At 70.4% G+C, this 11,201-nt stretch carries 9 protein-coding genes; 5 read left to right on the plus strand and 4 right to left on the minus strand.

The window, feature by feature from the left end; all coding sequences use genetic code 11:
• The first annotated feature begins 19 nt into the window (after positions 1-19).
• The 5 genes from N1031_RS12575 to N1031_RS12595 all read left to right on the plus strand — a co-directional run bounded on the left by N1031_RS12575 (position 20) and on the right by N1031_RS12595 (position 6,710).
• Positions 20-994 (plus strand): ABC transporter permease, encoded by a 975-nt coding sequence (locus tag N1031_RS12575; RefSeq protein WP_259480037.1) that lies wholly within the window; start codon positions 20-22, stop codon positions 992-994.
• Positions 991-1,917 (plus strand): ABC transporter permease, encoded by a 927-nt coding sequence (locus tag N1031_RS12580; RefSeq protein ID WP_259480038.1) that lies wholly within the window; start codon positions 991-993, stop codon positions 1,915-1,917. The genes N1031_RS12575 and N1031_RS12580 overlap by 4 nt, the downstream gene beginning before the upstream one ends.
• On the plus strand, positions 1,914-3,542 hold the full coding sequence (locus N1031_RS12585; RefSeq protein ID WP_259480039.1) for a dipeptide ABC transporter ATP-binding protein: 1,629 nt from the start codon (positions 1,914-1,916) through the stop codon (positions 3,540-3,542). Before N1031_RS12580 ends, N1031_RS12585 begins: the two co-directional genes overlap by 4 nt.
• Before the next feature lie 117 nt (positions 3,543-3,659).
• Positions 3,660-5,222 (plus strand): ABC transporter substrate-binding protein, encoded by a 1,563-nt coding sequence (locus N1031_RS12590; protein WP_259480040.1) that lies wholly within the window; start codon positions 3,660-3,662, stop codon positions 5,220-5,222.
• 120 nt (positions 5,223-5,342) lie between these two features.
• Positions 5,343-6,710, plus strand: coding sequence for an LLM class flavin-dependent oxidoreductase (locus N1031_RS12595; RefSeq protein ID WP_259480041.1), 1,368 nt, complete (start codon positions 5,343-5,345; stop codon positions 6,708-6,710).
• Here N1031_RS12595 and N1031_RS12600 read toward each other — a convergent pair.
• The 4 genes from N1031_RS12600 to N1031_RS12615 all read right to left on the minus strand — a co-directional run bounded on the left by N1031_RS12600 (position 6,643) and on the right by N1031_RS12615 (position 11,130).
• Positions 6,643-7,926 carry a type II toxin-antitoxin system HipA family toxin gene (locus N1031_RS12600; RefSeq protein WP_259480042.1) on the minus strand — a complete coding sequence of 428 codons (1,284 nt, stop codon included), beginning with the start codon at positions 7,924-7,926 and terminating at the stop codon, positions 6,643-6,645. The genes N1031_RS12595 and N1031_RS12600 overlap by 68 nt on opposite strands.
• A complete protein-coding gene (locus N1031_RS12605; RefSeq protein WP_259480043.1) occupies positions 7,923-8,195 on the minus strand; it encodes a helix-turn-helix domain-containing protein in 273 nt (90 codons plus the stop codon). The genes N1031_RS12600 and N1031_RS12605 overlap by 4 nt, the downstream gene beginning before the upstream one ends.
• Before the next feature lie 89 nt (positions 8,196-8,284).
• Positions 8,285-10,243 (minus strand): NHL repeat-containing protein, encoded by a 1,959-nt coding sequence (locus N1031_RS12610; RefSeq protein WP_259480044.1) that lies wholly within the window; start codon positions 10,241-10,243, stop codon positions 8,285-8,287.
• A 230-nt stretch (positions 10,244-10,473) separates the two neighbouring features.
• Complete coding sequence (locus N1031_RS12615) at positions 10,474-11,130, minus strand: hypothetical protein (RefSeq protein WP_259480045.1); 657 nt, start codon at positions 11,128-11,130, stop codon at positions 10,474-10,476.
• Positions 11,131-11,201: the final 71 nt, after the last annotated feature.

Below are 11,201 nucleotides of genomic sequence, written 5' to 3' on the forward strand. Positions count from 1 at the left end.
CAAACAAGGACGGTGCTGGATGCTCTACGTGCTGAGGCGGGTACTCGCCGCAGTGTTCGTGATGTGGGCGGCCTTCACGGTGACGTTCATCATCCTCTACCTGGTGCCGGGCGATCCGGCCCTGCTCATCGTGGGCGGCGACGGAGGCGTGCAGGCGACCCCCGAGGAGCTCGCCGCGGTGCGCGCGGAATACGGCTTCGACCAGCCCGTCATCGTGCAGTACTTCCAGGCGCTCGGGGGCGTGCTCACCGGCAACCTCGGCATGTCGTACCAGATGCGCCAGCCCGTGACCGAGCTCATCGGCGCCCAGTTCGGCAGCACCTTCGCCCTGGCCATGTTCGCGCTCGTCGTCGCGGTGGTCGCCGGCCTCGTGATCGGCGGCGCCGCCGTCTACACGAAGTCGCGCATCCTGAGCCAGCTGCTCGACTCGCTGCCGCCCATAGGCGCCTCGCTCCCCACGTTCTGGGTGGGCCTGGTGCTCATGCAGGTGTTCTGCTTCCAGCTCGGCTGGTTCCCCTCGGCGGGGGACAGGGGCTTCGACTCGCTCGTGCTGCCCGGCATCACGATGGCCATCCCCGGCGCGGCCTCGATCGCCCAGGTGTTCGCCAAGTCGCTGCGGGCCTCGAGTCGCGACGACTACGTCACGGTCGCCACCGCCAAGGGCGCGAGCCGGATGCGCGTGTTCATCGGGCACGCGGCCCGCAACGCCCTGCTGCCCACCATCACCGTGGCGGGCATGATCGTGGCCGGGCTGTTCGCCTACTCGGCGATCACCGAGAGCATCTTCTCCCGGGCCGGCCTCGGCATGGCGCTCGACAACGCCGTGCAGGCCAAGGACATCCCGATGGTCTCGGGCATCGTGCTCGTGATCGCCGCGGTGTTCGTCGTCACCAACCTCATCGTCGACCTGGTCTACCCCATCATCGACCCCCGACTGCGCCGGCCCGGCGCGTCGAAGGCCGTCCGACTCCAGAGAGGGCTCGTCGAAGCATGAGTGTCGTCGACACCCCGGCCGCCGTGGACGCGGTCGCCCCGTCCGTCCCCGCACCGACCGTCGCGCCCGCCGCCCCTCCCGGCGGCCGCAGGCGGGGCAGCGCTGCTGCCACCCTCGTGGGTCTGCTGCGCAAGCCCACCCTCGTGCTGTCCGCACTCGTGGTGCTCGTGGTGGTGCTCTGGGCGCTCGTGCCCGGCCTCTTCTCGGGCTACGACCCGCTCTACGCCGACACCTCGCAGGTGCTGCTGCCGCCGAGCTTCGAGCACCTCTTCGGCACCGACGAGCTCGGCCGCGACGTGTTCACCCGCATGGTGCACGGCACCGCGCTCACACTGCTCACCACGGTGGTGGCCGTCGTGATCGGCTTCGCCTTCGGCTCGGTGATCGGCCTCGCCGCCGGCTACTTCGGGCGCATCGCCGACGGGGTGCTCATGCGCGTCGTCGACATCCTGCTCGCCATCCCCATGCTCGTGCTCGCGATGGCGATCGTCACCGCCATCGGCTTCGGCTCGGTGCAGCTGGCCATCGGCGTGGGGATCGGCATGATCGGCAGCGTGGCCCGCGTCATGCGCTCGGAGGTGATGCGCGTGCGGCAGTCCACCTTCATCGACGCCGAGCGCTCGATGGGCGCTCGCGACGGTTACATCATCGCCCGGCACGTGCTCCCCAATGCCGTGGGGCCCGTGCTGGTGCTGGCCATCCTCGACTTCGGCGCCGCCATCCTCACCATCGCCGCCCTCAGCTTCCTCGGCTACGGCACGCCACCGCCCACACCGGAGTGGGGCTCGCTCGTGGCCTCGGGCCGCGCCTACCTCACCACGGCGTGGTGGATGTCGACGCTGCCGGGCCTCACCATCGCCGTGTTCGTGGTGTGCATCAACCGCATCGCCCGCGAACTGCAGAACGACAGGAGCAGCCGATGAGCGGCACCGACCCCCAGCCCCTGCTGGCCGTCGACGACCTCAAGGTGTCCTACGGCAGCCGCAGCCACCGCACGCCGGCGCTGCACGGGGTGTCGTTCTCGATGGTGCCCGGCGAGAAGATCTCGATCGTGGGGGAGTCGGGCTCCGGCAAGTCCACCACCGCGCACGCGCTCATCGGGCTGCTGCCCGCCGGCGGGCGGATCGACTCCGGCGCCGTCTCGTTCGCAGGGCGCGACCTCACCCGACTCGGCGACCGCGCGCTGCGGGCGGTGCGCGGTGCCGAGATCGGCCTCATCCCGCAAGACCCGATGACCTCGCTCAACCCGGTGCGCCGCATCGGCAAGCAGGTGGAGGAGGCGCTCGCCGTGCACGGCCGGGCCGGCCGCGGCGTCGAGCGGCGGGTGCTCGAGGGGCTGCGGGATGCGGGACTGCCCGACCCCGAGCGGGTCGCCGCCCAGTTCCCGCACGAGCTCTCCGGCGGCATGCGGCAGCGCGTGCTCATCGCGATCGCCTTGGCCTGCAGCCCGCGGCTGGTGATCGCCGACGAGCCCACGAGCGCGCTCGACGTGACGGTGCAGCGCCAGATCCTCGACCACATCGACCGGGTCACCGCGGCCGAGGGCACCTCGATGCTGCTCATCACCCACGACCTCGGGGTGGCAGGCGACCGCACCGACCGCATCATCGTGATGAACGAGGGCGAGATCGTCGAAGACGGTCCGGCCGACTCGGTGCTGGGCTCGCCGGCCGACGCCTACACGAAGCGGCTCCTCGCCGCGGCTCCGAGTCTCTCCAGCCGCGTGCTCTATTCGGGCCAGACCGTCGCCACCGCCGAGACCGCGGCGGCCGGCCCGCTCGTGTCGGTGCGGGCCCTGCGCAAGGAGTTCCACACGGCGGCGGGGTCGCACCTCGCCGTCGACGACGTCTCCTTCGACATCGCCGCGGGGGAGACTCTCGCGATCGTGGGGGAGTCGGGTTCGGGCAAGTCGACCACGGCCCGATTGCTGCTGCAGCTCGAGAAGGCCGACGCCGGGTCGGTGACCCTCGACGGTGCCGAGCTCACGGGGCTCAGTGCCGCGCGCATCCGGCCCCACCGGCTGGCGATGCAGATGGTGTACCAGAGCCCGTACGCGAGCCTCAGCCCGCGGTTCTCGGTGGGCGACATCATCAGCGAGCCGCTGCGCATCCACCGCATCGCCTCGGCGGCCGAGCGGCGGCGCATCGCGGCCTCGCTGCTCGACCAGGTGGCGCTGCCCGGCTCGGTGCTCGACCGCAGCCCGGCCGAGCTCTCGGGCGGCCAGCGCCAGCGCGTGGCGATCGCGCGGGCGCTCGCGCCGCAGCCGAAGCTCATCGTGTGCGACGAGGCCGTGTCGGCGCTCGACGTGTCGGTGCAGGCGCAGGTGCTCGAGCTGCTCGCCGAGATCCAGCGCGAGCGCGGGGTGGCCTACCTGTTCATCTCGCACGACCTCGCCGTGGTGCGGCAGATCGCCCACCGGGTGGTGGTGATGCGCCGTGGGCGCGTGGTCGAGCAGGGTGACACCGAGGCGACCTTCGCGCATCCGGTCGACGAGTACACCCGGCAGCTGCTCGACGCCATCCCAGGGCGGCAGCCCGTGTCGACCTGATCCGCGGGGCGCGACCCGCCCCATCCGCTTCTCCACTCTCACCGCTCCACCCTCCCCTGCACAGCCCTGCCCTCCTTCGTCGTGCATCCGCATCGACCCCGTCAGAAAGGCTCCATCGTGTCCTCCACCGCTCCGAAGCCGCGTCGCGCCGCACTCGCCGTCGCCTCGTTCGCCGCCGTCGCGATCGCCCTCACCGCCTGCTCCTCGGGTGCCGGCGCCAGCGACCCCTCCGCCACCCCGACCGCGGGCGGCGTGCTGCAGGTCGACCTCTCGGCCGCCCCGAACTGCCTCGACCCCGCGGTCGCGCTCAGCCAGAACGAGCGCGCCATCGTGCGGGCGAGCGTGGACTCCCTGCTCGACATGGACAAGGACGGCACCCTCGTGCCCTGGCTCGCCGAGTCGTGGGAGGTGAACGACGACGCGACCCAGGTGGTGTTCCACCTGCGCGACGGCGTCACCTTCAGCGATGGCACCCCGCTCACCGCGGAGGCCGTGAAGACCACCTTCGACTACATCAAGCAGCAGCTCGGCTCGAAGTCGTCGCGCGGCAACGGCTACCTCTCCACCTACACCGGCACCACCGTGGTCGACGACCTCACCGCCCAGGTCGACTTCTCGGCCCCCGCCGTGCAGTTCATCGCGGGCGCCGCCACCACCACGCTCGGCATCATCTCGCCCGAGAGCGCCACGAAGACGCCGGAGGAGCGCTGCACCGGCGACTGGGTCGGCACCGGCCCCTTCACCCTCGATTCCTACACGCAGGGGCAGGGCGCCACCTCCACCGCGCGCTCCGACTACGACTGGTCGTCGGAGCTCGCCGCCCACACCGGGGCGCCCTACATCGAGGGCATCGAGTACCAGGTCGTCGACACCTCCAACGCCCGCGACGGCGCGCTGCAGGCCGGGCAGACCGACGTGGCCCTCGACGTGGCGAGCCAGGACGTGCCGCAGCTCGAGGCCGCGAACGTGCAGATCCTCGTGGGGACTCTGCCCGGCATGCCCTCCTCGCTCATCGTCAACACCACCAAGCCGGGTCTCGACGACCCCGCCGTGCGCGAGGCGATGCTCAAGGGCTTCGACCGCGAGGGCGACGTGAAGGCCGTACTCGGCGAGTACTTCACCCCCGCCACCAGCGCGCTCACCTCCACCTTCCCCGCCTACAAGGACGAGACCGAGCTGCTCGGCTACGATCTCGACGCCGCCGAGGCGCTGCTCGACGACGCGGGCTGGGTGCCCGGGGCCGACGGTATCCGCGAGAAGGACGGCGTGAAGCTCGAGTTCTCGGTGAACTACAGCACCGCCTTCGGCGCCTATTACACGAGCATGCTGCAGCTGTTCCAGCAGCACATGGGCGACCTCGGCATCGGCATCACGCTGAACGACCTGCGCAGGCCAACCTCATCGCCACCGCCACCGACAAGTCGTACGACTTCTACGCCACCTCGCTCACCGACGCCGACCCCGACATCGTGCGCAGCTCCATGGCCAACTTCGTGTTCGCCGACCCCGAGCTGCTCGCCTCGACCGGCATCACCGAGCTGTTCACCCGCTCGCAGGGCGACGCCACGGCCGAGGCGCGCAACGCGACCTACGCCGAGCTGCAGGATGCGATCGTGGGCAACGCGCTCATCCTGCCCTACTGGGAGGGCGGCCAGATCGCCGGTGTGCGTGAGGGCGTGAGCGGTGTGCGGCAGGACTTCCTGGCGGCGCTCAACCTCTACGACGCCTCGATCGCCGAGTGAGGCGCCGCGTGAGCGTGACGGAGACGGGAACGGAGACGGTCGCAGCATGATGCACCTCATGACGGGGCTCCTGCCCCTCGGGTTCCACCTGGCAGGCTGGAGGCATCCCGACGCCTACGAGCACCAGACGATGAACCTCGAGCAGGCCATCGAGGTGGCGAAGCTGGCCGAGGCGGCGAAGTTCGACATGCTCTTCGTCGCCGACGGCAACGCGGTGCGGCAGATGGACAACCCCGACCTGTTCGAGGCGAACAGCATCTCCGACCGGCCGGCGGTCTACGACCCCGTCACGCTCTATGCGGCCCTCTCGCAGCACACCTCGCACATCGGGATGCTCGCGACCTCGTCGACCACCTACGAGGAGCCCTACATCACCGCCCGCCGCTTCGCGTCGCTCGACCACCTGAGCGGCGGGCGGTCGTGCTGGAACATCGTCACCGGCTCGTACCCCGGCGACTCGGTGAACTTCGGGTTCGCCGAGCACGTGGAGAAGTCGGTGCGGTACGAGCGCTCCGACGAGTTCGTGGAGGTGTGCAAGGGCCTGTGGGACAGCTGGGCGGCCGACGCCTTCGTGGAGGACAAGTCGTCGGGGCGGTACCTCGACGCCTCGAAGGTGCATACGCTGAACCACGTCGGCACGCACTTCTCGGTGAAGGGGCCGCTCAACGTGGCCCGTATGCCGCAGGGCTACCCGGTGCTGTGCCTGGCCGGCCAGTCGGAGGCCGGCCGCGAGATGGCGGCGAAGCAGGCCGACGTGGTGTTCTCGGTGGCGTCCACCCTCGCCGAGGCGCAGGCGTTCTACGCCGATGTCAAGCGGCGTCTGCCCGCCTACGGGCGCTCGGCCGACGAGCTGAAGATCATGACCGGCGTCACCGTCTACGTGGGCGAGACCGAGGCCGAGGTCGACGAGCTGGATGCGCAGCTGCAGGCCCTGATCGAGCCGAGGGTGGGCGTGGCCTACCTCTCGAAGCTCGTGGAGATGGACCTGCGCGGCTACGACGTCGACGGCCCGCTGCCCGACCTCTCGGGCGACACCAATGCCATCGCCGCCTACCGCATCATGATCAGGGCCATGTCGGAGCGGGAGGGTGGGCTCACCATCCGGCAGGCCTACGAGAGGGTGCTGCCCTCGATGGGCCAGACGGTCGTGAAGGGCACGCCCGTGCAGATCGCCGACCAGCTGGAGGAGTGGTACCGCGGCGGTGCGGCGGACGCCTTCAACGTGGGCTTCCCGGTGATGCCCACCGGCCTCCGCCGCTTCGCCGAGCTCGTGGTGCCGGAGTTGCAGCGACGCGGCCTCTTCCGCACCGAGTACGAGGGCACCACCCTCCGCGACTCCCTCGGCCTCCGCTACCCGGTCAACCCCTACTTCCCCGCCCCCGCAAGCGTTCGACCCGTTCAGCCAGTGAACGGCGAAGCTCTCTGAGGAACTCGGAATCGATCGCGGCGGCCGCCTCGTCGGAACAGACGAGGTCGATCCTGTCTGCGACCAAGTCGGTCAGTCGCCGTATCTCCTCGGTGACGTACTCGGGGTCGAGACCCAGCCTGATCGCCTGGGCCTGCCACTCCCTGGGGCCGATCTCGCCCATCCGATAATGGCCGTCGACCGATTGGGCGAGCCGCACTCGGAGGGGGTCGTATCGCGGGTAGGGCGTGATGCTCGCGATGTCGTACAGCGGTGCCAAGGAGACCTGGCCCCGCCGGAGCAGGACCGAGTAGTTCTTCGCGTGGGCATCGGTACCGCCGATCAGCCAGTTGAACGCCGTCGCGAGGAGCACACGGGTGATCGAGCGCGTCGCCTGATCGGAACGCTGGGAGGCCCTCATGGCCCCGGCCATGCGCGAGAGGCCGGGCCCGCCGTCGTCTTGATATTTCTGCGACGGCATCACGCCGAGGGCCTGGCAGAAGTCCTCTTGATGGATGCGTGCAATGGACTTCTCGCCGGCGATCCGGTCGTACCGCTCTACGACGATCGCCGCTTCTCCGTCGAACTCGCGGATGGAGCTGCGGGCCGACGGAAGACCGACGGCGGAGGCGAGGTTCAAGCAGATGTGCTCGTTCAGTGCGGACGACCTGAACTCGGGAATGCCGGGTTTGACGATGTGCGTCGTCGGCGTGGCGCCCTGCGGGCGACCCCAGCGGTCTCCGTCGTGCAGGAGGGCGAACTTCGCTTGGGCTCCCGCGAGGCTGAACCGTCCGCCGGTGTCGTCGAAGGTCCACGCGTTCGGATCGCGGCGAAGCGCACGGAGCTGGTGGCCGATGTCGGAGTCGGTGAGCCACTGAGTGGGCCCGGACTCTCCCGCGCTGTCGAACTCCTCGGGCCGGATGAACTGGATCGCTCCCGCGCAGTCGCGGCCGTAGTGCTCGAGGAGGGTGAAGGGATTGTGCTCGTCGGCCGGGGGTGACGCGAGCAGCGCCCAGCGCTGGAGAGTGTCGCTGCTGTCGGGAAGGAGGCCCCAGAGGAACGGGTCGACGATGTCGGGCGGGAAGGTGCCTGGTCGGAGGGGCATCGACAAGGAGATCGGTGTGGAGTCGGGTCGCGCGAGATACTCGTCGTCGTACTCGAAACGCGACGAGCGCACGTCGCAACGGAGCATGCCTGCTCGCACCTCACCCAGGAGGACTATCAGACTGCGCGTCATGGTCGGGGTCCGCTCACGAAGCCGCTGACGTAGTCGTCGAGGTCGTCGTCGGGCTCCGGCGGGAGTGCGAGCCGGAGCCTCAACTCGAAGATCGTGCGGAGCAGAGGCTCGAGTTCGGCCCGCGGATTGCCGCGTTCCAGCCGGACGATCCACTGCCGCGCCACGCCGACCCGCTCGGCGAGCTCCTGCTGTGTCCAGCCCAACTCACGTCGTCGATGGCGGATCGTGGCCCCCACGCCGGCCGAGCGAGTGTACGCGAACGAAGACATTCCCCTAAAGTACGCGTTCGCATACTTCATTTCAAGAGTACGCGAACGCAGACACAAGCAACCATGTACGCGAACGCGTACCAACCGGGTCAGCCGGTGACGGCGGTGCCGGCGACGGGGGTGGCGATGCCGAGGAAGGCGACGATCTCGTGGCCGCCGGGGTTGGTCTGGACGGGGTCGAGCTGCCAGTTGTTGGTGGCCCAGACGTTGCCCGACGGGTCGACGGCCACGCCTGTGGTGCGCTCGAGGCCGTCGAAGGAGTAGCCCGTGTCGGCGGGCGAGAGCGGGTCTCCCGTGCTCGAGCCCGGCGGGCAGGCGGAGACGTCGAAGCCGCAGAACGCCACGAGCCGCTGGCCCGAGAACTCGCCGACCCACACGTTGCCCGAGCCGTCGGTGGCGATACCCCACGGGGTGCTCACGCCGCCGCCCTGGAAGGGTCCGACCACCGCATCCGTTCCGGCCGCGATGTAGGAGACCGACCCGGTGGCGGGCGGGCCCACCTCGGGGCGGTCGGGGCAGGGGAGGGTGATGGCGCCCGAGTTCGCGATCCACACGTTGCCGGCGTCGTCGGACGCGATGCCCATGGGGCGGTCGAGGCCGCCGCCGCTCAGCGGGCTGCCCGCCACGACCGAGCCGTCGCGGTTCAGCACGGCCACAGTGCTGCTCGCCGTGCCGGTGGCGAAGATGCTCGTGCCGTTATCGACGATGCCGAAGGCCTCCTCGAGGCCGAGGTCGCCGATGACCTCAGCCTGCGACGGGTCGGCGTCGGGGTAGCGGGTGATCGTGCTGGTGTTGCAGTTCGTGATCCACACGTTGCCCTCGTCGTCGAAGATCGTGCCCTGCGGCCAGTTGAGCGCTCCGTCGGTGATGCCGGTGTCGGGGGTGAGCGGCTCGCCGGCCGCCGAGAAGATCGACACGCTGTTGTGCGGGGGCTGGTCGGCAGTCGGGCAGCCGGGGTCGGGAGCCGCGAACCCGTAGTTCGACACCCAGATGTCGCCCGTCGAGGGATCGATCACCACGCCGAAGCCCGAGCCGCTGAGCCCGCCGCCCTGGTAGGGCGACCCGTCGACGAACTGGCCCGTGGGCGAGAACTTGAACAGCTCGTCGCTCGCGCACACGCCCACGTGCGGGTCGGAGCCGTACTGGTAGTTGTTGTTCACCCAGATGTTGCCGTCGGCGTCGATAGCGAAGTTGCCCGGGCCGTCGAGCGACTGGCCGTCGCCGTCGAACCGCAGGGCCAGCGTCCAGGCGTCGGGGGCCGAGGCCAGGCCGGGCTGCGACGGCAGTGCGCCCCGCTGGGCGAGGTCGAACAGCGGCACGACCGCCGAGGCCGGGCTCTTCGCGATGTCGGCGAAGGCGCGGAACGTGTCGGCGGGCCGCTCACCGCCGGGCGGGGTCGCGGCGTCGAGCAGTGCGGCGCAGTCGCCGTCGTCGGCGACGCAGGCCGACAGCATCCCGACCAGCGACTGGAACGCCGGCAGGGTGTCGGTCTCCGAGCCGTTCGGCGACGAGGTGATGACCTCGGCCAGCTCCCCGGTGTGCGGGTCGACGAGGTTGCCCGCCATCGCGGCCGAGTTCACCACACCGGGGGCGGTGCCGCCCACACCCTCGGCGCCCACGAACTGCGCCATCGCGAACCCGGTCGCCACGGTGGTGCGCTCGTTGACGGCCACGTCGTCGAGCGAGCCGTCGGCATCCGGATGCGCGACAACGGCCGCGAGCACCGCCTGCCTGGCTTCACCCAGCGGCTCCGCCAGCAGGTACACCACGGCGTCGTCGCGCAGGGGGTCGGCGCCCAGCGCCACCTCGAAGGAACCGTCGGTGCCGGTGCGGGCCGTTCCCAGCTCGCGCGGCGCGATCTCGTCGGTGCCCGACTCGTACGCGGTCACCCGCCACGCATCGGCTTGGGCGCCCGTCGCGAGCGGCGCGACCGAGCCGGCGAGCCGCGCACCCTCCTCAGGCGCGGGGGCGCCGGTGCATGCCGCGAGCAGGGCGACACCAGTCAAGCCCACGACCACCGCCACGATGCGTCGTCGGTTCCTGGTCATTCGCGTAGCCGCCATGGTCGCCCCCCTTCGGCACAGTCTAGCCAGGGAGGGTGTCCGGACAGGAGGCGAGGTGACGCCGATCGGACCGGTGGCCGCCTGTTGGGGCAGGCGGCCACCGTGTGGTCTGGCACCGGGGTGCATCAGACCCTCTCGCGCATCCCGATCGCGCGAGAGGGATCACGTCGCGGTAGTGGGGTCCGGCGAGTGATCCACGAGGAGCCCAGCGCCGGTCAGGGCGTAGGGGCCGAGCTGAGGAGCACGTTGGTGTTGTTGATGGCGGCCGGGTTGCGCACGAGGGCGACAGTGGTGCCGGCGACACTCGCGAAGCGCCGCGTGATGGCGGTCTGATTCGCGTAGTAGGGACTGCTCGCCCGGAAGAAGAAGTCCACCGGGATCGAGGTCGTGGCACCCGTGGCCACGACGGGCGGGGTGTAGGTGGACTGATAGACGCGGTAGGACACCCCGTTCACCGTCTCGGTCGCTCCCGTCGCGGCGAGGGTGGTCCAGTCGCCGTTGCTGCCGGGGAGGGCGACGAAGGTGAGTGCGGGCCAACCCACCGAGATCAGGGCCTGGAAGAACACGTTCGAGACCACGTCTCCGGGCTGCGTGCCGGTGACGCGGAAGTACTTGTCACCGGCGTCGGCGTCGTACTGCAGGGCACCGGATGAGGTCTGGCCCTGGGTGACCGGATACCAGCCGACCCCGAAGGAGGACTCGATCGCGAACTCACGCGGCGGCACGGAAGCCGCCGCCATCGGCGCGGCGACGGCCGCGGCGATCACGGGCACCGACCAGGCAGCGCTGGCCACAACCGTGCGGCGACTGACACCCCCTGCGGGGAGGGTGGCGGGTGGGGCGTCGGGCCCGAGGGGTTCAGGGGTGTCCATTCTCGTCTCTTCTCCTGCAGGGCAGTGGCTGCATCACGGTTTCGGTGTGCAGCACACTGCCCCAGTCGGGG

This window comes from Herbiconiux moechotypicola (assembly GCF_024979255.1).
Classification (GTDB): Bacteria; Actinomycetota; Actinomycetes; order Actinomycetales; family Microbacteriaceae; genus Herbiconiux; species Herbiconiux moechotypicola.

Coding starts and splice junctions, on each gene's coding strand:
- N1031_RS12605 (WP_259480043.1), bottom strand. CDS start 8,195: ATGTCTTCGTTCGCGTACACTCGCTCGGCCGGCGTGGGGGCCACGATC.
- N1031_RS12575 (WP_259480037.1), top strand. CDS start 20: ATGCTCTACGTGCTGAGGCGGGTACTCGCCGCAGTGTTCGTGATGTGG.
- N1031_RS12580 (WP_259480038.1), top strand. CDS start 991: ATGAGTGTCGTCGACACCCCGGCCGCCGTGGACGCGGTCGCCCCGTCC.
- N1031_RS12610 (WP_259480044.1), bottom strand. CDS start 10,243: ATGACCAGGAACCGACGACGCATCGTGGCGGTGGTCGTGGGCTTGACT.
- N1031_RS12615 (WP_259480045.1), bottom strand. CDS start 11,130: ATGGACACCCCTGAACCCCTCGGGCCCGACGCCCCACCCGCCACCCTC.
- N1031_RS12600 (WP_259480042.1), bottom strand. CDS start 7,926: ATGACGCGCAGTCTGATAGTCCTCCTGGGTGAGGTGCGAGCAGGCATG.
- N1031_RS12585 (WP_259480039.1), top strand. CDS start 1,914: ATGAGCGGCACCGACCCCCAGCCCCTGCTGGCCGTCGACGACCTCAAG.
- N1031_RS12595 (WP_259480041.1), top strand. CDS start 5,343: ATGACGGGGCTCCTGCCCCTCGGGTTCCACCTGGCAGGCTGGAGGCAT.